Raw genomic sequence first — 24,570 nt, 5'->3', positions numbered from 1 at the left:
AAAGTCTGTTAGGCATTATCCCATTCCTTTTTTTGCATAGCGCTGTTTACGATAAAGCCTAAGATGCCTGCGATCATGGTAGCGATGCCGATGATAAGGAGTGTGCTTTGGGTGTGGTGCACTTTTACAAAACCGGCTCCTAGAAAGCCAAGGCATACGGATGTCTGTATGATGAAAATATAGGCGGGCATTTGACTATTTCGTTGTTCTTTGGGGATGGCTTTCATCATAAAACTTGCCATCAAGGCATTTTGCACACCATTGGCGCTCCCAAGAATAAAAAATGATAGCATCATCAGCCATGTGAAGTTTGTTAAGGAAAAACAGAAAATTGCAAAGCCAATGGTTGCGGCAGCTAGTGATGCTCCAGCGGCATTGCCAAAATGGTGAAAAAGATTGGAGAAGCAGAGTGGACCAACCACAAGACCGAGACTGACCATGCTGCTGATCACCCCATAGGTTTCAGCACTAAACTGTAGTTCGGTGCGGATGCGGACAATCGATAACACATTGAGAGCGGAGGTGAGGATGATGGTAAGGGTGAGGGGGGCAAGAGCATAGATAACCGTTTTTTTACGCAAGAGCCCTGTTAAGTCTAGTCCTTTTTTGCTTTGCTGTGATGGGTTTATCGTTTTCTCATGCACTTTTAAAACAGGATATTGTGATCAAGGCTGCACAGAGAACCATGATTGACAATGCAAAGAGCCCTTTTTGCCCGTTTGATAGACCATACAATACACCTCCTAGCAGTGGTCCGGCAATATAGCCAAGATTACGAACTGTTTGGATCATGCGATTGATAAGGTCTAGTTGCTGATCATTTTTTGCGAAGTCAGGTACCGCAACAAGAATAGCAGACCAAAAGATTGAACCAGCACAGCCCAGTGCAAAAGAAAGGGCAATATAAAGCCAAAACTGGTTGGCAATTGCAGCTGCGGCTATGAAAAGCGCTTCAAACAATAAAACAACAATAACTGTGTGCGCTGGTTGGAAGCGATGCAAAAGACGTGGTGCAATGGGTCCGGCACAAATTGCTCCTATAAGCCCTGCAAAAAGCAGCATTGAAATAGAAGCTGTGCTTTCTGCTAAGTGTAAAGCGAATGTGACTTGAGCCGTTTCATCAGCAAAGCTACTCAAGCCCAAAACGAGGAAAAGTCCCATTTGGGCGAAAATTATGGATTTCTTCTTTGTCACAATGCTCCCCAACATGCTAAAGCTTTTACAGCTTTTAAAATTTCCTTTTGCGCATATTTATATGGTTTATCATTTAATTTTGCACTATCTAGTTTCTTTCCCGATGAAAGTTGAGACAGGAAATACTCTAGATGAGAGTTATACTCAAAACTGGCGCAATGCCCATTTGCGGCGATGAGCAGTTCTTTTGTTTCAGTTAAGGGCACCCATTGGAGGGTAGCGGATGAGCGAAGAGTGATTTCATTTTCAATTTCAGAGACGTTAATAGGAGGGCGACCGATACATAAACGTGAACTTGTATCGCAAATTAATTGAGAAATGAGCATATGGCGTTTTAAGGTACCACTTGCAATTGCAGCGTTTAGCGCGGAGTGTTGAAAAGCATTATCAGGGTTTAAATTTGCTCTTCCTGATGCGCGGATATCATGTCGTGTCCTATCATCAAGATGGAGCAAATGCGTGACATAATTTTTATGGTGTTGTGCATCGTGTGCTGTTTCCCAAAAAGCGATATTGATATTTACAGCAACCTTTTTTCCCGTTTCCGCAACATGGAAAGCGTCATAGGGGAAGTAGGCAACACGATCCGTAAGATTTTGCAGCGCAATTGCTGTTGATTTATGCTCCTCGTATTCAGGATATTTGAGTCCTTGAAGGTCTTTTCGTGTGTTGGGCCACGCAAACATTGTCTTGCCATCTTGGAGAGTAAAACCAAAATTATGCGCGTGATCCACCTGGATCCCAACATGGGTAGAAGAATATCGGCCAATGAAGCAGTCAATATCCACGCGTCCACCAGGTCTAAACCCCAAAGAATGTGCTAATTGATCTGCAAATTGTTTTGCCGCATCTCACAGAACAGGGGTTGCAGCGTATAACCCATAATACATGACCGCCCATTCTTGCCCTTCGGCATATTGGTCAACGCGGGCAGTATATTCTTCTATAGTTCTATCCGTATCCAAAACAAGAAAGTTTGGAAGTGGATGTGGACTCCGTACTCCATTAACCACTGTTACGACTTCGGATTTAGGATTAAGAGCTAAGAGTTTATGAGGATGTAGAGCGTATTGTCTTAAAGCACCCAAAACATCCCTTTCATCGAAAGGGATGTTTGAAATTGACAATTCAGCTGCTTGCTTAGCCCAAATTTTTTGAGAAAAGCTCTCTGAAAATAATTCAAACATGCTATGAAATATGTTTAATTTTTAAAGTTGGATGTATAAGAAGATTTGCATCAACAATACATCATTAAACTTCCAACGAACCATTCACATCAAGCTCATCTTGATAAACTTGAACATCGCTGCGCTGAGCATATTTACTATTCATCACAATTGGCACAACTTCCTCAGCAGCCAATTCAATAACATCTTCTACTTCATTAAGTGAAATATTCATATATTTCCCCCCTTATAGTTGATAAAAATATGATAATTTAAATAAAATCATCATATTTCCGCGCCTAGCATGGATTTATTTTTTTGTCAAATGCCATGTTGATTGAAAATATTTCTTATTTTTTGAGGTTATATAATTGTTATTTTGAGCAATTTTTTAGCACATTATTGAAGATGGTATTCGCTTTTTTCTTAAATTACAGAAAAATACTTGCTTTTTCTGCTATTTCTTTTTCTTTTGAACAGATACACTGCATATAATGAAGAGTGCTCTGTATTCTTATTAAAAAGACAGATTGTTCTTTTCGAGGATTTTTGATTTGTAGAGGAGATAAGCACGCTATATTTTCATCATTCGTGTATTTTGTTTTCAAGTTTCAACTTCGAGAGACTTTGTTTGGATATTATAAGGCAGTGTATAGGTTGCCATGTTATATAAAAGACTTGTCAAGCAGGTGTAAAAAAAGCTGCATGTCTGGTGCAGCTTTTTATGTGTTTGCTTTAAAGGTAGAAGTTTTAAAGCATGAAAGTATCCTTACGGCTTCTGTAACCATAATAGCCAAAAACACTGGAAATAATGGCGCCTATCAGACTGCCTAAAAAGCCCCACCATCCTATATTGGAGGCTGTTTTTGTGGCTTTAGTTGCAGTGTTTTTGGCGCTCTTAATAGTATCCTCAAGATTGTCCGAGAGTGTTTCTGCCCGTTCTTCAAGCGCTTTTATGGCTTTTTCGGTTTTTTCCTCTGCGCTTTGATAGAGTTGAACGGCACGGTTGGCTGCTGTTTGTGCATCCGCACGGGTCATACCATCGGTCATAAGGGCCTTGATGATATCACTTCGATCAAATTTTGCCGAGAGATCTTCTACACGATCAGACAGGCGCTCACCAAGATTTTTTAAAGTGGTGCGATAGTGAGAAGGATCATTTTTGAAAGCTGTGATTGCAGAACCAATATCGTTGAGTGCTGCTTGATAGGTTTGTTTTAAGCGATTAGGGTTGAGAGCAGGAATGTCGCTTTTATTGAGAAGAGTGCGCAATTCATTCCCAAGTTGGTCAAAATTGATGTCATTGTCACTGTTTTTTTCAAAAAACTTTTCAACATTTTCGCTGTTTAATTTTGCAAGTATAGGGGAAATATTGGTTTTGAGGCTGTCTACGGTTTGCTGGATCATAGAATTGTTTTCTAGAGCCGTTTTAGCTCCTATCTTTGCTGTACTAGAAACCACGTGGATGGCTTGGAGGGTCATCAGTAATGTTATGAGAGCCCAAGTGAGAAGTCCATGAAGCGTCCCTGAGGTTTCAGCAAAACGCCCAGCGACAAAGCCTCCCAAGGCTAGGCTAATCAGTGTAACGATAACAGAACCTACTCCAAAGGAGAGGAAAGAGCCTTCAAATGGGGTTGAAGAGCTGAAATCCATTTGGCTTAAACCTAAAGCTGCTACCAGAAAGGAGAGACAGATTGATGTGGCAAGGGCTGTCACCAGTCCTGCAAAGATTGCGGACCATGAAATGGGCGTGTGAAAGAATGGATACTTTTCGTCTAGAGATGTTCCTTCTAGAAAATTCGTATCGAATGGTGTGTCTTCAGGAATGCGAGTTTCCATGTTTTATCTCCTTGAATATGCTGGAGATACAATGCCTTTTTGCCAATTATGTTCCAAAAGTGAATAGATATGCGCCAAAAAGGACAGAAAACATCGAAAATAAGACGGTGATCATTACTTAAAATTCTGGAGTCTTTATTTTATCATTTCATTTTTTTGTAAAAACTGCGCGTCTTCTAAAATTTTAGTTTTTTATATTGCACTTATGATTAAAAGAATGCTTCATTTATTCAAAATAAATATCAAAAGTATTCAATTCAGAAAGCTATGAGAGATAAAAGAGAAGGAAGAAACATGAGTGTTCTAAGCTGTTTTTCCTTCTCTTATTGCTCTATATCAAAACGATGCTAGAAAAATTTTCTAAGTTCTTTGAGTAAAAACTCCCAAAACCAGAGAGGAAAGTTGAAAATTTTTGAGACAATGTCCAAAAGTTTCGAGGTCCAAAAGTTTCGAGATTCTCTCCAAAGGTTGTTTTTTAGTTTCGTATGCAGGTTTTTTATGCGATGTAAGAGCATTTTGATTTGAGAGATAAATTTGATTTGATGGACCATCTTGTACTAAGAAACTGCATTCTATAAAAGTCATGTGTTCCCCCTTTATGACGGTGGGATTATGAACTGTAATCGGTTCATAGGTGCTACAGGTTTTTACTTTTGCATTTGCAGTTGCCATGGTTTCTGTTTCAAATGTATTTGTGTGAAGGTTACTTGTGTGTTTTTTGGGGTGACTGTCGATTAAAGTACATTCATCCATTACGCTTTTTATGGGTGCATTTACTTTGTTTATAAAGTTTTTGAGATGTTTAGAAAATTGAGTTTCTAAGGATAGGAGTTTTAGTGATGGGGTTTTTAGTGATGGGATTTTTAGGGATGGGATTTTTAGGGATGGGATTTTTATGATTGTATTCATTTTATCAAGCTTTTTTAATACTTTTTTTATTAAAGGCCCGTAAATGTCTTTAATGTTTAAAAAATCACGAATATCAAGTTTACTGATGGCATTATAGGACCACCCTGAAAGACATGCGATCATTTCAATTGATTGCTCGTCGCCTTCTTTGCTCTGTATTGCTTTTAAGTCTTTAAATTTCGGGCGGCGTAAGGTGATTTCTGTGTATGTCTTTCCTTCCACTTTAATAGGTACAAGTAATTGGTACGTGGCTAGTTCTGTTATATTCATTAATAGCCCCCTTTCTTTCTAAATTAGATGCAGAGTGATTCGTTAAATTTCCATTATATCATGTTTGTCAATAGCTTAGGCAGTAAATTTTGTGATGGTTATGTAGAATGAAAATCTAACAAAAATGGACAAGATGAATTTAGATTTTTGGGGGAGACAGAAGCACAATTTGCTTTATGATATTAGTGGGCTATTAAGTTTATTTGCTCAATTATTTGTGTTTATAAAAACTTTTCCATGAGGCATTATTATACGCTGTATTGTTACAATAATATTTGCGTGGGTAGTTTTGAGAAGAGGGAGTTTGTGGCTTCTTTTTTCTTTAAGCGTTGTAAACCAATTCTGATAAAAGATGTTGTCGGGAAAGTGCTGTTGTTATCATGGAGAGGGATAGAGTTTGAGAGCGTTTTTGTTGATGATATCAATGAAAAAAATTGATAAAGATAGGGCAACATGAATACAACAAAATGCACTATTTCGGATTGGGAAATATATTGCTGAAGGGGCGTTTTGATCTTTTAGCTTCTTTTGCGCATAGTTTTAAAATTGCGATTTGCTATGCTTTAAAATTAATTATAAAGTGAAGAACTAAATGTTTATTTACGTGTTAAGTATGTGCGTGCGGATCATACATTGTATTTATGTACCAACAAGATGAATTATTCTCAAATAAAGTAAAATAATAAATAAAATTCATTATTTTATTATCCTGTGGATAAAGTTAAAATAATTTATATTTATAAATATAAATTATTATTTTGCTATACATGTAAAATTTAAATATTTTTAAATTTAAGAAATGTGATTTTCCTGATGGAACATAAATATACATTACCATTCATTATACTTATCGTATGTTTATCAACAGGAGGATTGATTTCTACCGATATTTTTTTACCAGCACTGGGAGAGATGCGTCAATATTATCAAGTGACACAATCTCAAATTCAGAGTGCAGTGGCAGTTTTTTTGTTGGCATTGGCACTTGGACAACTCATTTATGGGCCGCTGAGTGATAATTTTGGGCGTAAAAAAACACTCCTATTAGGCTTATTTTTGTGGTTATTTACAACATTTAGTGTGATTTATACGGTTCATATTCACGTTTTTCTTGTATTACGTTTTTTGCAAGGTCTTGGTGCTTGTGCGGGCCTTGTCTTAAGTCGTGCAATTATCAATGATTTGTTAGATAAAAAAGCAGCCGGAAAACTTTATTTGATTGTTTTCCCTTTTATTGGAATGTCACCAGCACTTGCCCCTTTCATTGGTGGACTTTTGATACAAGCTTTTCATTGGCAGACAACTTTTATCTTTTTAAGCTTTTTTATATTTTTGACCATTTTGCTGTGTTGTTTTGTGCTAACCGAAACTCTACCGCCTCAAAAGCGGCAGCATTTTTCTCCGGTAGGATTGATGAAGGCATATTTAGGCGTTCTTAGAAATAAACAATTTATTTTTTATGCACTTATTCCGTGTTTTTCTTACATAGCCTATTTTGCTTATATTGTGGAATCGCCTTTTTTACTCACGACTTTAGGTCTATCGCCGATACATATTAGTTATAGCTATATTGGTGTCTCACTGCCCTATATTTTGGGAAATCTGTTAGCGCGATGGTTTTTTGAACGCGAATCTATGGAAAAGACTGTGGGGAGAGGGTACATTATTTTTGTGATAGGCGGTGTGTTGTTTGCTTTGCAAATGTATCTAAGCCCATGGCCTCTTGTGACAAGTTTTATGGCTATTGCTGTTCTGACTTTTGGCAATGGTTTTTTATTGCCTTTAGGGACAGCGTTGGCTATTTCATCGCATCCGAAAGCTGCGGGAGCGGCTTCTGGTATTATGGGATCTTTGCAATTAGGAAGTGCTGCACTAAGTGCAGCGGTTATCGGAAAAATCTCTGGTCATAGTCCACGGGCTATGGCAACTTTGTTAGCTGTGTGTTGCATGATTGGTTTTATCATTTATATTTGCAAAGTGCGTGAGTTTATGACCTCAGAAATGAGCTGAGCGAAATGATAAAAAAAACCATTATGCGGAAATGTTTTTGATAGTTTATACGAATGGGACAGCTGTACATTAGATGATTTTTTCTATTAAGTTGTTTGATTGAGTGGGGTTAGAATTTGTTATAAGCTTAGTTTGAGTTTTACAAATCGATTATTATGGGGGAGAGTAGGAGCCTAGAGTTTCAACATATTTTCATTATATTGGGTGGGAAAAGTTTTGGCTCTAATGCATGTTTTGAATAAGGGGAGGAATTGATCAATGAGCCTTCCTATTATTATTCTTTCTCCTGTAATGCCAATCTGGGATGGGGGTGTTTTTTGTTCTCCATTGACAAAGCTATGCTTATCAAAAGGATTCCCTGTCACTCTGTTGGATACGCTTTCTCTTTTTCCTAAGAGTTCTCATTTTCTCAATCATTCTGCTGTAGAAATTTTATCTTTTATGGCAGAAAAACTTAAAAGCTATTTTAAAGAGCCCGCAGTGCTTGTGGGATTTTCTATGGCTGGAATGTTGGTACAAATATTGGCAGCCCGGCTTCCCAATGTTCAAGCTGTGCTTTCTGTGAATGCACCGGGCTATCCAGATGTTATTTTGCAACGGCGCCTTGGAGATATTCTTGTTTACTTAGAAAATAATGATTTGTCGCGAGCTTTGGAAATACTCAATGGTTTTATGCATCCTTCTGGCATTATGAAAAAAAGAGTCTTATTGGAGATTCCTGATGAGCAAAAAAACACGGCTATTGAACGCATGACAAGAGGTTTTAAACTCTTATTAGCGATGGATGCTAGAGATGAGATTATCAAATATACTGGAAAATTTTTAGCTTTAGTGGGGGAAAAGTCACAACTTGCAACGGTAGATAATCAAACAAGAAGCCGATGTGCCAATCATGAATATCGAATAATTTCTGGTGCTGGTACGCGTTTGTGGGAAGATAATCCTGTTATGACGAATGCCGTCATTAATGAATGGATGGAGGGATTATGAAAAAGAAAGTTCTTGTATTACCTGGTGATGGCGTAGGAACAGAGGTTTGTGATGCTGCACTGATGGTTTTAGAGCAATTTCAATTGCCGATTGAATTCACTTATGGTGATATTGGTTTTGAATATTGGAAACAGGAAGGAGATTCTGTCCCTTACGCGACTTGGCAAAAAATCGCTGAAAGTGACGCTGTTTTACTTGGGGCTGTGACCAGTAAAGGAAAAGAAGCAGCTTTAAAAGAACTTGCACCGCATTTAAAAGAAAAAAATCTTGCTTATGTTTCCCCTGTACTTCAACTTCGCCAAAAGTTAGGTCTGTTTGCTAATATACGTCCCGTAAGATACATTTTTGGTCCGAGAAAGCCTTTTCAGTTTTGTGTTATCAGAGAAAATAGTGAAGGTCTCTATGCGGGATTAGATTTTCGAGGTATTACACCTGAAACAGCCGCTTGGTTAAAACATCCCAATTTGAAAAAATATGGACTTGAGGAGGCTGCGTGGACGGTTCGTTTGCAAACACGCTTTGGTTTAGAGCGGTTATTTGAATATGCTTTTTCTTATGCACGTGCGCATGGGTTTGAGCGAGTTACTTTTGCTGATAAGCCCAATGTTATGCGAGAAAGTGGACAATTTGCTCAGGAAATTTTTGAGAAAATCGCGCAAAACTATCCAGAAATAGAAGCAGATATTCATAATGTTGATGCGGTTGCTTTGTGGATTGCCACAAAGCCAGAGCAGTTTGGTGTGATTGTTGCTGAAAATATGTTTGGCGATATTCTCTCTGATCTTGCCGCTGGGGTGATGGGCGGATTAGGGCTTGCACCTAGTGCAAATGTGGGAAGCAAGATTGCTTATTTTGAACCTGTTCATGGCAGCGCACCACGTATTGCTGGACAGAACAAAGCAAATCCTTCTGCCATGCTCTATACCACAGCTTTACTCTTAGAGCATTTAGGCTTTAAAGATGCAGCGCTACAATTATCTCAGAGTGTTGATCAGGTTATTCGTGCTGGAAAAACCGTTACCTATGATCTTGGGGGAGTAGCCTCTACCTGTCAAATGGCTGAAGCTGTTCGCAATTCTCTTGTAAATCCTATTTCTGTTTATCGTGCTGCGATTATTACCGTTGGTGATGAACTCCTTTCAGGACAATATTTGAATACGAATTTACAAGATTTAAGCCAAAGCTTAAACAAGAGAAATATTCAAGTCACACGTCATTTTGTTTGTGCGGATCAATTACAGCAAATCAGTGAAACTGTTGTTTCTTGTCTTGGACAAGAAGATTTGATTGTTATCAGTGGGGGATTGGGACCAACGTCAGATGATAAAACACGGGATGGCGTTTCCCAAGCTGTAAGACAGCCTTTGGTGCATCATGAAGATGTTTGGCAAACCATAAAAGGTCAATTACAACGATTAGGGATTACGCCGGATAAGAATAATGCGCGTCAAGCCTTATTTCCTAAGACAGCAACAGTGCTTGATAATCCTACAGGCACAGCACCAGGGTTTTATCTTTCTTGTGATGGAAGTACGCTTGTTGTTTTGCCTGGACCACCCTCACAGGCTCTTGCGCTTTTAGAGAATTATTTAGAATACAATAAGAAGAAATATTCTTCTGTATCGCGTGCGGAGTATGCCTGGACTTTGATTGGAATTGATGAAAGTACCATTGCACATTGGGTTGATTGCCATCTCGCCAATGAGCCCTTTGAACGACATTTTTTATGGAAAAGTCCTTATGTTCTGGTGCAATTGGTTGGTCAGTCATCCACTCCCTTGGCACAACCTTTAATCGAAGAATTTGAAAATCATTTTCGTCAATACTTAGTTGGTGCTGAAGTCACTACTGCTTGTCAACAATTAGCCAAACACGTAGAGGTGCATTGGTTGATCCATGATCAACATCTTTTAAAATATTTTCAGCCCATAGAAAAAGGTAAAAAAGATATTCCAAAGCTTGAGGTTGAAGTGAGCCTATCACCTTCCATCGAGATCTTAGAAAAGCAGCAAGAAAGCCTTGGCCATGCAACCATAACAGTGCAAATGAAGGGTTATGACGATGGTCGTATCACTTTTCCCTATACGCGACCACTTTTAGGTGTCGTCTTACAAGAGTATGCAGCTTGGTTGCTTTTAAAAAGAGTTTTGCAAACGGAGAAAAGCAAATGAACCTCTATCGGGACGTAAAAATATTGCTTAAATTATTACACGTTCTATTATAAGAAGTATTTTATCTTTTTCTTAAGTGGTTTTTGTCTATAGGTTAATTTTTCTTTTAATCTGTAAGTAAATGACTTTGATTGATTCAAAATAAGAAAAATTTTACTATATTAGGCTCTTTACATTCAATATTTATAATGAGTAATTATCATTATAAATCAATGTGTTATCTTTCATGGAACCTATGAAAGATATCCAGAGACTTTGTGTGCCTAACGCATTGTAAATAATTGAGATTCTTTGTAAATCAAAAAGTGAAGTTGTGAAAAGACAATCTGAAAAGACAAGAAGTCGTGTCATTTACAGGAAAGCTTTGCAAATTTTATTGAAAAATATGTCCAGTTTATTGCTAATATGTGCCGTTCAGTTATCTGATAATAACTTTCTGTAAAGAGTATATAAAATTTTTCCTTTAAGTTTTGTGTGATTGCATAATCGTTGGGTGTTCGCTTTTGAGGGGCGATATTTCTCAATGTGATAACAGGAAGACTATTTTTTCTATAAGACGTGAAGATTTAAAGAGTGGTCATTTTATGCTTTTGTTTTCTTTTCGATCGGTAATTTGTAGGAATTTGTTTGGGGAAAATATTTAATGTGGTGTGTTTGTGAATGTGGTTAAAAACATTTTAAGTGCGTGGGGGGAGAAATAAAAATGTGTCTTAATTGTTGATAAGAGTGTCAATGTTTTTGGTGAACAAATTTTAGGCGTAATTCTTAGTATTTAGATAGGAAGTTTATTGCAGATTTTTTAACAATTTGTGTCCTAGTTTGCTGTGATGTGCAGTGGTCTTTTTAAGCAAAAAGAAAGGGCTTTTATGTATCAGATTGATTACAACAGTTATCGTTCTATCAAGAGTTTTAATCGTCGCGTTCGTTTTCTCGTCATGCATTATACGTCTCTTGATTTTAAAGCCTCGATTATGGCGCTTACAGGAGAAAAGGTTAGTGCACACTATCTTGTTCCTGATCCTTCAGAACAGACATATCGTGAGGCAGGCTTTAAGGATATGCGTATTTTTAATCTGGTTGATGAAAAAGAGCGTGCATGGCATGCGGGTGTGAGTTCATGGGCTGGGCATAGTAATCTCAATGATGCATCTATCGGGGTTGAAATCGTTAATTTAGCGACAGGTCATTCTGTGCCTTCAGAAGAGACAGTTAATTTTACGACTTATGATGATGATGATTTTGTATTTCCTCCTTATAATCCAATACAAATTGATGCCGTTAAGGAACTTGCGTTGAATATTCTTCAACGGTATCCCGATATTGTGCCGACTGATGTTGTGGGACATAGTGATATTGCTATTGGAAGAAAAAGTGATCCAGGAGCAGCTTTTCCATGGAGAGAACTTTATAGGGCAGGTATAGGAGCATGGTATGATGATGAACTAAAAAGTCATTATCAAGAGAAATTCTCTAAGAATTTTCCACCCAAAGAAGATGTCTTGGCGAAGCTAAAATGTTATGGATATGACATTTCTGCTGCGTGTACTCAAACAGGATACAAAAATTTGATCCGAGCATTCCAACTTCATTTTCGTCAAGAAAATTATGATGGGGTCCTAGATGTTGAAACAGTAGCAATTCTTTATGCATTGGTTGATAAATATTTTCCGTGAATTCAATGCGTTTTAATTGAAAATATGGTTATGATTACGTGTAAGCCTTTTTCTTATCAAAAGAGGCTTCTTTTTGCCAATGAGCTTTATATAAACCTGTTACTTCATTTTTATTCTCATCATAAATTGTTATATCTGTCGTATTTAAATCTTTATCAGTCATAATTTACTTCTATAAGTCATTAATTGTTATTTTAAAATAATTTAGAATTTCGTTTAAATCATCTTCTGTAATATTCCCCGTATTTAGCTTGTAAGATGAATATGAAGAACTTCTGTTAAAAACAGCCATAGAGAGTTTATAAGCAGGTATTTGCTTCTTTCTAAAAAGATTTCAATTTTTCTATTGTTTCTTGATCTACAGACTTCTTTTTTATAAGTCCCTCAATTTCTATATGTATTAAACTTATACTAATAATAATTTATAGTATAAAAAAATTTATAAATGAACTTATAAAAAACTAAAGTGAATTTTCAAAGGACATTGAGCGTGTAAAAAATCCCATGTACGGTAATAAGGCGTTTTATGGAAACATAACTCTACAGAACGCTCTATGATTTGCAGAGATTAAATTTTACTGTTTCTTTGTTTTATATTTCGCTTCCTTTAAAAACGAGAAAAGTCAAGATGTTGCCTATATGATGGCATGCTCCTTACGCAAGATAAAACGCTGCAGTCAAAATGGAATTGTATTGTATATTTACATGCTTTTTTTAAAAAAATGTCTTTTAGTATGTATCACAACACATATTTTACAGCGACGTTCATAACGAATATAATCTAAAATCCTCTATGAAGTGTATTCTCATTTTTATACTTAATAAAAGTACCTAGCACCATCATACACTTTGCCAGATTTCAATGTTACTACAGCCCTTGGAACTTGAAACAATTCATAAAAGGATTTTCTTTACTCGTTTTTATTCACACGGCTTTCTCCGCTTGTAGCGTGTCAGTGAATAGTTTTGGTTGATTCAACTGGAACAGGTCTGAAATGGAGAATTTTACGATATTCGGAACTCTTATCCAACATGCAAAGTAATAAATTATCATTATAAGTCAATGTGATGCGTATTTAAGAAAAGCAGAGTTGCTTACAGATTACTAATAGTAGAAGTCTCTATTCTTTAGAAGGGGAAGAGGTCCATTCATTTTTTGAAGATATTTTTCTTTTATTGCGTTAGAGGATACTTTCATCGTTTTGACAATATGTTTCTTGATGATTAAGTTTTTTAAATGCGTTGCGGTGTTGTAAAATGTTATGTTTTGGGATGTTAATAGAAGACACATTCACGCATATCAAAAACACAATGATCTCTTGTTTTTTTCAATATTTTATCTGTTCAGTGCAGAATTTATCTAGATCATGCTTTAAATTACAAAGGTTAGAAGCAAATTACCAAGAAAGATCAATTTGGTAATAAAGCAAAGGGATTTGTTTACCTTTAAAGGGCAAGCAAGAGATTGTTTGAATTGATGTATAAGCGCCACACGTATGTAGTGTTCTTATCAAGCACATCAGGTTAATTTTCTGAAGGTATTTTCGTGAAAGTCAGTAATTTTTTTCAGAAAGACAAGAAAATAAGTATTAGGAAAGATGTTCATAATATTTGATTTCAAAATAAAACCTAGCAACATAAGTTGCTAGGTTTCAAAAGTTGTAGCTTAAATAGGATTAGAATGAACGTTGTAAACGAACCATACCTTGGAAGGCACTTTTTTTATTAAAGAAATGTTTCTCAACATTATTGTTATCCAGCATAATGCGATCATCATTCCAAGAAACATAGGTCAATTCAGGTGTAATTACAAACCCTGGAACTAGCGTATATGCAATATTGACAGAAGTTGCAAAAGTTTTTACAGCACTATAAGAAACTTGAGCATTCAAATTTGTCTTTGGCGTGAGTTTGTAAGTGGCACCTGCCCAAGCAGCCCATTTACCGCCCCAGTTTGCATAGATCGTTGTGCTTTTTCGTGATAATTCATTATTTGCAGTTTCTGTGTAGTAATCAGGGCCATTTTTATAACCAGCCATTACCCATAGATTGAAACGATCGTTAATATTGAAATCTGCACGTACTTTTCCAGCCCACTTTTTGTAGTAAGTATCATATGCTGCGACCGCTGAAAAACCACCCCATTTTTGCATAAACTTTATACCAACAACCACATTGGGTGTGTAATTTTTAATTGCTTTACTTGGAAGAGTATCCGTAGTGACAGGAACAAGCTTACCATCTTTATCAATATAGGTTCTTCCTATTTCTCTTGTCTGTGTTTCTCCAGGAAGAACATCTGCATTATTGCCTAATTCAGCTCCGATAATAGCAGAAAAGCTGGAGTCACCATTAAAGGTGTAGGAAATAAAATTGGTGCGTGTTGTGCCGGCAGGCGCTATGCTATCATCATTGAGAACATTTCCATAACCACCAGTCCAACTGTTGAAAATTGTGTCATCAAGACCTACGCGAAAACCACCCAGTTCAATGTAAGCCGCTGCAAGCTTTGCCCCAGCTTTATCACTACCATCACCCCAGCTTGAATAAATTCTTGCATATGAACGAAGTGTTCCCATTTCTGTTTCAGAAGCTGCTTGAAAAACAAGGGTAAGCCGCGATGATGCGCCATAAGTTTTTCTTTTGTTTTTCAGTTCAGTTTCGTTTGTTGCATCGATATTATCACCGCCTATAAAATCAGCACGAACATTTCCTGATAAACGTATGCAGGTTTCTGTTCCAGGGATATAAAAATATCCTTTTCCGTAGGCATCACAAACGCGAATATATTCTACAGGTTCAGGTTCAGCGATAATTGTTGAAGCAGCATGTGCTCCAGAAATTGCTAAAAAAGTTGCTGTAGAGCTTAGAAAGAGGGATTTAATATTCATATGGGATCTCCAAGGTCCGTTTAATCTTTTTCTAAAGAGTATTATTTGCCTAACGCATTAAGGACAAAGACATAATTAAAATACGCGGCACTTGTTATCTTAGCTATACTAATCTTTTTTGAGTTTCAAATATGAAATTACCTTTTTGTAATGTATACATGTACTATTCGAGATAATGTGGTAAAAAAGACACAATTTTTGTTTTGTTAGCTTTTTATCCCTATGGGCTCAATAAAGGAGAAAAATTTCAGATATTTGGGAAAAAAATCGAAAATGTCTTGAACTTTCTGTTGATACCATTTATGCCTCTCTGTTGGAGAGGTGGCCGAGTGGTCGAAGGCGCTCCCCTGCTAAGGGAGTAGGGCTCAAAAGGCTCTCGAGAGTTCGAATCTCTTCCTCTCCGCCATTTATTGTTATATCCGGCATTTATTGTTATAAAAGCAGTTGATTGTGTGTAGAAATTTTGTTTCCAGTGATTTGTGCTCATTGCTTTTCTGCTAATCCCAATTTTTGAGGTTTTTTGATTGCTTCTATTGCTAAGCGTTTTCTATCGGCTGTTTTGGTATGGAGTGGTGCTATTTTATATTCTGTCCATCTAAATTTATTTGCAAAATTGTTATACCTGCGTTAGCAGCGCGTATGGTTGATCATTTTCTTAATTCTTGTGGGATTTTTAATTTTATGTTTCATGAAACAAGTTACAAAAACTTTTTTTCTAATGGCGTAAACTAAAGAAAAACCAATGGGGGATGTTTTAAGCGCAATATGTTTCATGTAAATCGCTATGCCAATTTATATTAAAGAAAATATGATCAGTTGTGGAAAAAAATCTCGCGAGAAAGATGGTTTGTTTCAAAATTTCTCATGCTTTTGTTGATAAAGGAAAGCGAAGCTCTGTTGGAGTATTACATTGACATTGCATATTTTGTAGCTAAAGATTGCTTATTTATTTTTATGGATAGAGGGAGCAGCACGCACGTTTGTAAGAATAAGCGGCCGTAAAGCTAGATATGTTACGGATTTTGTTCCACAAAGTGTTTTTGATCTCCCTATATCTTTCCAATCGTTTGATGGCATATTTATTATTTTATGACGTTGTTTTGCTAAGCTTTTGCTTTTGCTTGTCAATCAACACCTATTCCTCATGCAGCAGCATATTTGAGATAAAAATTTAAGATGGTTTATTGCTTTATCGGTTATATCAGCTTTTATATATCAAATAGGGAAGAAAATATTGTATATGTTTGCTAGGGAGTCATTTCTAAAAACGGAAGGATTGTTTAATTTTGAAAAAATATAAAAGCGAAAAAGGTGAAAATGAGTTCTCATTTTTATTATCATTTTATTAATTCAGTTTTATAACTTTCATAAATCTCTATGGTAGTGTTTTTTTAATAATGAAGATTACGTGTCTTACGCTTTTGTTTGTCCTGTTGGGATTATGCCTCTCATATAAAAAGAATGTCCTAAACACAAATATACTTGTGTTGCCAATTTATGCACTTGTTTTAAAGAGATATATTTCAATGTGTATAAGCTCATTTTGCGACGGCACTTCGTAAATGGTATAAAACGCAAAAGTTTCTTTAGAATTATATAAAGCCTTATAGAGCCACACCATTTGTATACTTATGAAGATGTAAAGAGGCATATGATACACCTGCTTCCATGTTGTGATAGACTTTTCTTATAGGAGTTCATAAAAGGCATTTTTCCTTTCTAAATTATTTTTAGTCATACGGCTTTCTCCACTTATGACGTGCAAGCAAATGATTTTGATTGTTTCAACCACAAAAATAGATTTGAAAAGAAAGAATCTTACGATATTCGAGTTTGCTATATTATCATTATAAATCAAATTATTGTTTATAGTTACATTGTATGTTGAAAGTTGGATGTGGCAATGCTTTCAAAAAAGTATAGATCTCTTTTAGAAGAAAACATTGTAGGTGATAATTTAAAAAATTTTTCTCTCATAGAGACTTGTGAGAGTGTTTCATCCATCTCATGACAACCAAACCACATATGAAAAAAGTAATTGTCGGTAATATTAGGTAGTAAGATGGAGAAACTTTTGCAGGAAGAAAAGAAATAATACTCAATACTGTAATTGAAAATATTCTTCCGCTAAAAGATACAGCACCAACAACACCGGAGATATGCTGCGTTTGTTTTTGGTTAAGTTCTGAGAAAAATAAGCTTTTTGCCCCTATCGGTACAGTGCAAATAAATCCATGGATTAAAGAGAAGGCGATGACTGATGCAGCAGTTTGATGGCTATGAACTGAAAAATAGAGCGCTATACACATCAGCGCAGAAAAGAAGGAAAAATATTTTATAGAATTCTTATATTTTTTATCAAGAACATGATACTTAGACATCAGTAAATTTGAAAAATATTGTGCTGAAAAGGCTCCAATATGGCAGCACATCAAAACGAGCATTTGCGAACCGTTGAGGTGATTAATTTTCCCCCCTGAAAGTATTATCGGTTGCCAGAAATGATAAATAATCTGAATACCAGCGCTAAAAAGGCACATGAGGAAAATAAACCATGCTCCTCCTACTGTGTTTTGAAAGATCCAGAGCGTTTCCTTGGCATTGTGCAAGATTGTTTTTGTTTTGGATGTTTCAATTGTCGTTTTCTTTTCTTCCGGAACAATAAGGAATATCAAAAAAATAAATCCCATCATGAGGCATGAGATGATATATCCCATAAAATATTGTCCAGAGTAATAGATCGTTCCAATGCCTATAATCCCACTGAGAATACTTCCGAAAGAGTTAACTTGGTGGTAGAGATGAGCATAATGCGAAAAGTGATCCTGTTTATCGCCTAGAGAATGGTAAATCCATCCGTCAATGGCGCTGACAATGATGCAAATGCCTGCTGCATAGAGAATTTGCGCAATAATAAGTGCTGTCATATTGGGAGCTTGAAGGCATAGAAGATAAAATACTCCTGTCATAAAGACCCCAGCCATAACGGAATATTTACGTCGATATTTGTCGGATAAAACAGCGCAGGGAAAATCAAGCAGCAGGATGGTGGTGGAAAAGACAACCTGAAGCAGAGCTAATTGCGCCAGACTAACTCCCATGGACATTAAAAAAATAGCATGGTAAACGCCGATCAGCATGCGTACAGCATTATAGGATCCATAGGTGAGAGCAAGGGTGCGTGGTCTGTTCATTGTGTTGTTCCACAAACCTTACAGTGAGGATTTTTCTTTAGAGAACGCTTTTCTGTGAAAAGTTGGCTGCTCCACATCCCCACACGGCGATCAGTGGAAAGAAGGCTTCCATAACCACCCAAAAATTTAAGAGCATCATTAGCACACATGGCAGCTGAAAGAGCATTAACAGGAGGAAATGTAGCAACTTTGAAGTTATTATTCATCATAACACAAGCTTCATAAATAAGATGATTACTTCTTGCCGGAAGATTGCCTATAGACGAGCTACATGCGTAACAACCAGTTTTACCAGGTATGTAAAATGGACCAAAGACAGCTATATCATTAACATAACCGGAATTTATATAGGCTTGTTTATTTTTTACACACCATTCATTGATCCATAGGGCTAATTGAACAGGTGAATCAGCAGAAATAATCCATAAATCAGCTTTGGGTAATTTGTTGATATCCTCTTTTTCAGTAATCAACATTTGTAATTCATGAACTTCAATTTGGCTGTTTCTCTGCATCAGCTCACGTTTAAGAACTGTTGTTTTCGGAAGACCGATATCTTCTTCAGTAAAAAGAATTTGTCTGGTAAGGTTGGTCATCTCGATCACATCATTGTCAACAAGAGTCAATTTTCCAACGCCAGAGGGTGCAAGCATTGCTGATACATGATTACCAATCCCACCACACCCTAAAATGACGACACTTTTTTGCAAAAGAGTATGTTGAACGGAGGTTGGATGCATACCATAGCTTTGATAATGGAGATGACTTCTGGAATATCGATTATTGAGAATATTGTTTGATGTTTCAGCTTGGACAAGAAAATGGTTAGAAACAAGAAAATCAAACGCACGGTCAAAATTTTCTTTTAACATGATCGACGATAGTGAATTGTAAACTTGATCGACAGTTTTTTTTGATCCATTGTGCTGCAATAAGCACTAAGTGCTCCCAAAATTTTTTATCATTGATAATAAACTGCTTTGAGCCCGCACCAAAAATAGCATCCTCTTCACGAACAACAACACGTGTGTATTTTCCTAAAATATATTGTTGTTTCATTTTTCCTCCCCACTTATAGATCAAACCAACTTTTCCCTAGAATTATTTTCTAGGGGGAAGAATTTTTTAGTCATTAATTACATTCTGAATGATCCATGATCCCCCCTTTATTTATGTTTTCATTATTCACCACTTACATGGGAGGATGATCCTATATAAAAATATTATTATTGTAAATGCACTTTTATGATGTAAAGTAATATTCCTACATCAAATATTGATGAATGTACATTGAGAAAAGAACGCATCTTATCAGTTTAAAACTCTATGATCTTTATTAACTTAAAAGTAATAGCATAAAATATAATATAAAAAATGAATAAATTTGAATTTATGTAAAAAACAAACTTTTTTATTGCTGCTATGGATAAAACAAATAAATCTATATTATAAAGTAGTCGATCACTACATTGATTGTGGTTATCCATTTTGTATACTTAACATTTCATAATTGTTAATATATTTATTAATCAAAATATTATTTTTGAAGAAATTATAATATCCTATTAAAATATTTTAAAATCACCTATAAAGTGATTAAATTGCTCCTATAGAGATATAAAGCTAGATAGAAAAATCTACGACTATTTTATTGAATAAATTAGTTTTTATAGCTTTATTCTGTTTGTTGAGTGTTTAATTTGTGTACAATTTATCCCTTTTTATTTTTATCGTAGATTATTCTAAATAGATTTAATAAATTTCATTATTAATTTTTCAATACGAATTTAATTGTTTATTTTAATTTATTGCATACGAGAAAATAAAAAATGTTTACAAAAAAAGTTCTGTCGAAAGAAGGCTTATTGCTTATCATATTTTTGCTAACATATCTTTTATCTACTTCGCATGGCTATACTGGTACGGGTATGGATAAATTATTTTGTTCCCAAGTCGTTAAGGAACGTGATGATGCGGTTCAGAAATTGGATTCAGCAAAGTTTGAAAAAGAAAATGCGGAGAGAGGATGGAACGATACAATGAAAATATTGGGAGTGGCGGTAGAGGACTTGAAGAGAATAGCTTTTGAACAGCAGGCATTCTATTTTGCATTGTTGAAAAATATGCCAAATAACAAGCAACTTACTTATACATATGAGACAACGCAAAAGCGGAATGCTGCAATTTTTGAGCGGCTCGAGAAGGTTTTTACTTTATTTGAACATGTTGAGAAAAGAACAGAGGCTTTTCGAGAACTAAATGAAGCAAATAAGCTTAGGGATCAGTCTCAATCATTACATTATTTAGAAGTGATTTCTAAACATAATGAACATATTGATAAATTAAATCAAGAGATTAAAAGGCTCGATCACGAAGTTGATAATTTAAATAACAGGCTTCAAAGTTTGAGAAAAGTATTTCGATAAGAAACGGAAAATTGTTCATTGATGCAATAGAGAAAAATGCATGAGGCGTTTCAACGAGTTGCATTAAAAAAGGAATGAACGATGGGATTTGCAATAATACTCATTATATCCGTTACAGTCATTATAGGGACTCTTTGTTTTTTTGTGTAACAGGGTTTTTTTGTGTAACAGGGTTTTTTGTGTAACAGGAATTGTGAAAAAGCCGAAAGAGACAGATGGGAAAGTCGTCAAGCACAAAAATTTGGTAACGCAACGAAAATGAAAGAAGGAAATAAGTCTAATATGACAATATAAAGAAATATCCCTACGGGATGAGGTTATTCAAAAACAAAATAATAAGGTTTCGGGAGTCTCTTCAGTGTTTAACAAAGAATCTGCAACTTTAGCATTTAAAGAAGCTATGGAGCTTTCATTAAAGGATTTAAAATAATATTCTGCGTAATTTATTATAAGTATAGCTGTAGTCCCTGTTATCCGGATATTGGGTTGGTCCAATAGAGAGTTCGAGAGCCTTACTCTTATATGTTTTTCGATAGCTTTTCCGATTATCTGAATTTTACACATACGATTGATGAAGAAATTGAAAAAATAATTCAGCAATTAGAAGACACGCTTGAGCAACGAGATAAAGCTCTTACAGCACAAAAAAGGAAAGAAGAGTGACGGCTCTTATGGCGCTTTGCGTATCACGAAGGGTGAACTCATTCTCTCCCATGGGGAAAACCAAATTCATTTGAGTAGCCAAGGTTTGGTGCTTTCACATCAAGCAACCCGTGTTGCATTAACGGGCAGTGTGCACATTCAAGCAGAAGATTTACAGCACAATCAAAAATCTGTTGGTGCAAACCACAAACACGGTGGGGTCAAAATGGGTCCCTCCACAACCTCTCGTCCTCTTTAAAGGAGTTTATCATGCGTGAGAACAGTTATGTTATTTTAACCAATGCAGACTTTGTTGCCGGCAAGCGTTCACCGGGCAAAGGTGAAGAAATTTGTTTAAGTGAGGAAGCAGCTAAATATCCGCTTCTCCTTGGTCAGATTGCTGAAAAACCAGCCCCTGTTGTTTCTGCGCCCCCGACGGTTTCTTCCACAAAGACAAGCAAAGGGGCTTAAAGCATGCGGTGCGGGATGAGCGAAAAGGATGGCTCTCTCTTATATGGCTTTGCGCATTGCCAACAGTCACTGCGTAAATGTCTGACGACAAGGATTGGGACACGGGTTTTGCGTCGTCATTATGGGTGCGATGTTGGGGCTTACCAAGATGCTAATGCGGATCCTGCGACGATGATGCAGCTTTATCAAGAAATCGTGCAAGCGCTCGATGATCCAGAGTGTGGAGAGCCTGGGTTTTCGTTGCAGAGGATTGATCTGACAAAAGCAACACGTAAAGGCACATTCCATTTTGTTTTAACGGGCCATTTTGTTTTAACGGGTGTTTTTTATCCCGATGGGCATTTGGGGGATTGGTCACACAAAGAGCCAATGCGCATCAATTTAGAGGTTGGTGATGACAGAGTTTGAACCTTTACCTCTCCCACAACTACCTCTCCCACAAATTATTGAAGAGCTTTCTGTTGAAGCCATTTTAGAGCAAAAGATCACGCGTTTGACTGAGCTTTTTGCGGCGCATCATATTCCTTATAATGTGGAAAAGACCGCTTATGATCCGGTGGTCATTCAATTGCAAGCGGCCGCTTATGAAGAGTTGCTATTGCGCCAGCGGATGAATGAGGTGGCACGGGATAATTTACTCACATTTGCGCGTGGAACAAGTTTAGATCATTTGGGGGATTTTCATGGGGTCACGCGCCTTTTGGATGAGGATGATGCGCGTTTGCGCCGCCGCATTCGCTTGAATAGACAAGGACATTCCACAGGGGGCACGGCACCACGGTATCAATATTTTGCTCTCTCAAGTGATATCCATGTCAAAGATGCTTTTGTTTATCGTTTAGGCAAAAGCCCGCTTATTCATGTTGCGCTTTTTAGTGACGCCCCTTCAGGGGTGGCTGATGAGGCTTTAATTGCAAAGGTTCAAGCAGCCCTTGATGCCCCCCATGTTAAAATGACCAATGACCACATTTTTGTGAGATGATCGATATTTCTGCTGATTTTTGGTTGTTACCGGATGAAGGCTCCTTTGTTTTGGAAAGAGCGGAGCAGAATTTAAGAGCAGAATGGGCGCGTGCGCAAAGGCTTGGGCGTGATCTCTCTTTAAGTTGGATACTAAGCCGCCTGATGGTTGAGGGTGTCCACCATGTGAACATAACGCAACCTTGTGAGGATATTTTGGTCGCACCGGATGAAGCGGTCGCACTAGGGGAGATTGTTTTGTCTGAAGAGGGGCGTGCTTATTGATGTCCTCGTTGTTATTGCTGCTTAATTTCAGCCATTATTTTTCTGAAAAAGAAGCTTTGTAGGGAGAAGAGCATACATGGAGCAGAGCGTAAAACGATGAAATGCATATAACGGATGCGGTAATGTTGACAATAATTGTTAAATATGTTGCTCTGGCTACTTAAACAAACGGCTAGATTGGCTTTTATTCTCTGAGATAAGTGCTGTTATTGATGAGATAGAATGCGGACGAGCGAATTATCAGTTAAGGGATTAAGAGTAATGGGGGGAAAAAATAATCGTCAAGATTTGAGTTATTTGGGAATAGCTGTATTCGGTATGATTATTATGATTTTGGGGATGGGGATTGGGCGATTTTTCTATACGCCGGTATTTCCGGTTATGTTGGATGAAGGATTGTTTACCTTTAAGCAACTTTCTTATATAGCTAGTGCTAATTATGGCGGTTATTTAGTTGGGAGTATGTTTTTTTCGTTTTGCAGAGTTGGGAATATATCCCGTGCTCCCTACATGCTATTTGGTGCTGCTATAGTGACGAGTGCACTTATTTTTGCCATGGCGTTAACAACAAACTTTTACTTGGTCTTCTTTATCCGCTTTGCTGCCGGTATCGCGAGTGCGGCAATGATGATTTTTGGTTCTATTACGGTTATGCAGCATAGTCACAAGGTGTGGGTTATTGCTTCGCTTTATGCAGGGGTGGGAGTTGGTATTCTACTGGGGAATGAGTATGTTATTATTGGTTTGAGTAAATCGCTGAACGCGAAAAATATTTGGTTTGGAGCTGGTTTTATATCTGTTGTATTGTTGCTCTTGTTGTTTATTTTATTTCCACGTCGTGTTGATACGTCTCAATTTGCTGGTAATGAGTCATTAGCACACGAAAATATCGTTTGGTGGGAACTCGCTCTGATTTATGGGCTCGCTGGGTTCGGTTATATTATTGTTGCGACATATCTTCCTCTGATGGCGAAAACATTTAATTTTCCACTACTCGCTAACCACTTATGGTCGTTTGTCGGAATAGCCATTGTTCCTAGTTGTTTCATTTGGTTATGGGGAGCCCATCGGTGGGGGGTATTACGTTGTCTGATGCTCAATTTGCTTATCCAAGGAGGATGCGTATTACTGACATTATTCAGCCAGTCTCTTGTACTGATAGTTCTCAGTTGCATAGGGTTTGGATTTACTTTTATGGGGACGACTTCTTTAGTTATGCCGTTAGCTAAGCGTTTATATGCGCCGTATGGCATAAATCTGCTCGGGTTGGCTACTTTAACTTACGGTTTTGGCCAAATATTAGGACCTCTCTTGACGAGTTTTTTACAGTTTGGTTCACATGCCATTGCGCTTTCCGTTATTTGTGGTGCTGTAGCGCTTTTTGCTGCTGCTGGAATCTGTCAATATTGTCTTTGTAAAAAGATCGTTGGCGTTTCGTAAACCCGCAATCTTCACTAAAAAAGTTGAAAGAATTTATTA

At 36.9% G+C, this 24,570-nt stretch carries 19 protein-coding genes, 1 tRNA gene and 3 pseudogenes; 11 read left to right on the top strand and 12 right to left on the bottom strand.

Annotated features, from left to right (window positions below):
- Window positions 1–8: 8 nt before the first annotated feature.
- From QHG57_RS08990 to QHG57_RS08965, 6 genes and pseudogenes are all read right to left on the bottom strand, one after another.
- Window positions 9–1,194: pseudogene (locus tag QHG57_RS08990) on the bottom strand (MFS transporter).
- On the bottom strand, window positions 1,191–2,006 hold the full coding sequence (locus QHG57_RS08985) for a hypothetical protein (protein WP_330169143.1): 816 nt from the start codon (window positions 2,004–2,006) through the stop codon (window positions 1,191–1,193). Before QHG57_RS08985 ends, QHG57_RS08990 begins: the two are co-directional and overlap by 4 nt.
- A 39-nt stretch (window positions 2,007–2,045) precedes the next feature.
- The gene (locus QHG57_RS08980) at window positions 2,046–2,321 is read right to left on the bottom strand and encodes a hypothetical protein (protein WP_330169142.1); all 276 of its coding nucleotides are present in this window, start codon (window positions 2,319–2,321) and stop codon (window positions 2,046–2,048) included.
- 124 nt (window positions 2,322–2,445) lie between these two features.
- The gene (locus QHG57_RS08975; RefSeq protein WP_330168012.1) at window positions 2,446–2,595 is read right to left on the bottom strand and encodes a hypothetical protein; all 150 of its coding nucleotides are present in this window, start codon (window positions 2,593–2,595) and stop codon (window positions 2,446–2,448) included.
- Between the two features lie 515 nt (window positions 2,596–3,110).
- Complete coding sequence (locus tag QHG57_RS08970; protein WP_330169141.1) at window positions 3,111–4,199, bottom strand: DUF3792 domain-containing protein; 1,089 nt, start codon at window positions 4,197–4,199, stop codon at window positions 3,111–3,113.
- Window positions 4,200–4,559: 360 nt separating this feature from the next.
- Window positions 4,560–5,378, bottom strand: coding sequence for a phage tail assembly protein (locus QHG57_RS08965; RefSeq protein ID WP_330169140.1), 819 nt, complete (start codon window positions 5,376–5,378; stop codon window positions 4,560–4,562).
- An 813-nt stretch (window positions 5,379–6,191) separates the two neighbouring features.
- Here QHG57_RS08965 and QHG57_RS08960 point away from each other — a divergent pair.
- The 4 genes from QHG57_RS08960 (at window position 6,192) to QHG57_RS08945 (ending at window position 12,222) form a co-directional block, all read left to right on the top strand.
- Window positions 6,192–7,388 carry a multidrug effflux MFS transporter gene (locus tag QHG57_RS08960; RefSeq protein ID WP_330169139.1) on the top strand — a complete coding sequence of 399 codons (1,197 nt, stop codon included), beginning with the start codon at window positions 6,192–6,194 and terminating at the stop codon, window positions 7,386–7,388.
- 258 nt (window positions 7,389–7,646) lie between these two features.
- Window positions 7,647–8,378: an alpha/beta fold hydrolase gene (locus tag QHG57_RS08955; protein ID WP_330168008.1), complete on the top strand. Its 732-nt coding sequence runs from the start codon at window positions 7,647–7,649 to the stop codon at window positions 8,376–8,378.
- On the top strand, window positions 8,375–10,549 hold the full coding sequence (locus QHG57_RS08950; RefSeq protein WP_330169138.1) for an isocitrate/isopropylmalate dehydrogenase family protein: 2,175 nt from the start codon (window positions 8,375–8,377) through the stop codon (window positions 10,547–10,549). The genes QHG57_RS08955 and QHG57_RS08950 overlap by 4 nt, the downstream gene beginning before the upstream one ends.
- Window positions 10,550–11,415: 866 nt before the next feature.
- Window positions 11,416–12,222: an N-acetylmuramoyl-L-alanine amidase gene (locus QHG57_RS08945; protein ID WP_330168006.1), complete on the top strand. Its 807-nt coding sequence runs from the start codon at window positions 11,416–11,418 to the stop codon at window positions 12,220–12,222.
- 34 nt (window positions 12,223–12,256) lie between these two features.
- On the opposite strand, the gene QHG57_RS08940 is transcribed toward QHG57_RS08945, so the two are convergent.
- Window positions 12,257–12,385, bottom strand: coding sequence for a hypothetical protein (locus tag QHG57_RS08940; RefSeq protein ID WP_330169137.1), 129 nt, complete (start codon window positions 12,383–12,385; stop codon window positions 12,257–12,259).
- Window positions 12,386–13,898: 1,513 nt separating this feature from the next.
- Entirely contained in the window at window positions 13,899–15,113 is a 1,215-nt protein-coding gene (locus tag QHG57_RS08935) for a porin (protein WP_330168004.1), read from the bottom strand.
- A gap of 315 nt (window positions 15,114–15,428) precedes the next feature.
- Between QHG57_RS08935 and QHG57_RS08930 the strand changes: the two genes are divergently transcribed.
- Window positions 15,429–15,519, top strand: a tRNA-Ser gene (locus QHG57_RS08930).
- Between the two features lie 77 nt (window positions 15,520–15,596).
- On the opposite strand, the pseudogene QHG57_RS08925 reads toward QHG57_RS08930, so the two are convergent.
- The 4 genes and pseudogenes from QHG57_RS08925 to QHG57_RS08910 all read right to left on the bottom strand — a co-directional run.
- Window positions 15,597–15,751 (bottom strand): annotated as a pseudogene (locus tag QHG57_RS08925) (tyrosine-type recombinase/integrase); the annotation flags it as partial.
- Window positions 15,752–17,086: 1,335 nt separating this feature from the next.
- Window positions 17,087–18,307, bottom strand: a complete 1,221-nt coding sequence (locus QHG57_RS08920; RefSeq protein ID WP_330168003.1) for an MFS transporter — start codon at window positions 18,305–18,307, stop codon at window positions 17,087–17,089.
- A complete protein-coding gene (locus QHG57_RS08915; protein ID WP_330169136.1) occupies window positions 18,304–19,179 on the bottom strand; it encodes a HesA/MoeB/ThiF family protein in 876 nt (291 codons plus the stop codon). Before QHG57_RS08915 ends, QHG57_RS08920 begins: the two co-directional genes overlap by 4 nt.
- Window positions 19,160–19,366, bottom strand: coding sequence for a hypothetical protein (locus QHG57_RS08910; protein ID WP_330168001.1), 207 nt, complete (start codon window positions 19,364–19,366; stop codon window positions 19,160–19,162). Before QHG57_RS08910 ends, QHG57_RS08915 begins: the two co-directional genes overlap by 20 nt.
- Window positions 19,367–20,136: 770 nt before the next feature.
- Here QHG57_RS08910 and QHG57_RS08905 point away from each other — a divergent pair.
- The 6 genes and pseudogenes from QHG57_RS08905 (at window position 20,137) to QHG57_RS08875 (ending at window position 24,531) form a co-directional block, all read left to right on the top strand.
- Window positions 20,137–20,733, top strand: a complete 597-nt coding sequence (locus QHG57_RS08905) for a hypothetical protein (RefSeq protein WP_330169135.1) — start codon at window positions 20,137–20,139, stop codon at window positions 20,731–20,733.
- A 613-nt stretch (window positions 20,734–21,346) separates the two neighbouring features.
- Window positions 21,347–21,634 (top strand): hypothetical protein, encoded by a 288-nt coding sequence (locus QHG57_RS08900; RefSeq protein ID WP_330169134.1) that lies wholly within the window; start codon window positions 21,347–21,349, stop codon window positions 21,632–21,634.
- Between the two features lie 11 nt (window positions 21,635–21,645).
- Entirely contained in the window at window positions 21,646–21,846 is a 201-nt protein-coding gene (locus QHG57_RS08895) for a hypothetical protein (RefSeq protein ID WP_330169133.1), read from the top strand.
- 3 nt (window positions 21,847–21,849) lie between these two features.
- Window positions 21,850–22,254: a GPW/gp25 family protein gene (locus QHG57_RS08890; RefSeq protein WP_330169132.1), complete on the top strand. Its 405-nt coding sequence runs from the start codon at window positions 21,850–21,852 to the stop codon at window positions 22,252–22,254.
- Window positions 22,241–23,091 (top strand): annotated as a pseudogene (locus QHG57_RS08885) (baseplate assembly protein). Before QHG57_RS08890 ends, QHG57_RS08885 begins: the two are co-directional and overlap by 14 nt.
- Before the next feature lie 261 nt (window positions 23,092–23,352).
- A complete protein-coding gene (locus QHG57_RS08875; protein ID WP_330167995.1) occupies window positions 23,353–24,531 on the top strand; it encodes a YbfB/YjiJ family MFS transporter in 1,179 nt (392 codons plus the stop codon).
- The last annotated feature ends 39 nt before the right edge of the window (window positions 24,532–24,570 follow it).

It is taken from the genome of Bartonella grahamii subsp. shimonis (assembly GCF_036327415.1).
Lineage (GTDB): Bacteria > Pseudomonadota > Alphaproteobacteria > Rhizobiales > Rhizobiaceae > Bartonella > Bartonella shimonis.
Note: the sequence above shows the minus strand (reverse complement) of the source record. Positions and strands in the feature narration are given on the sequence as shown.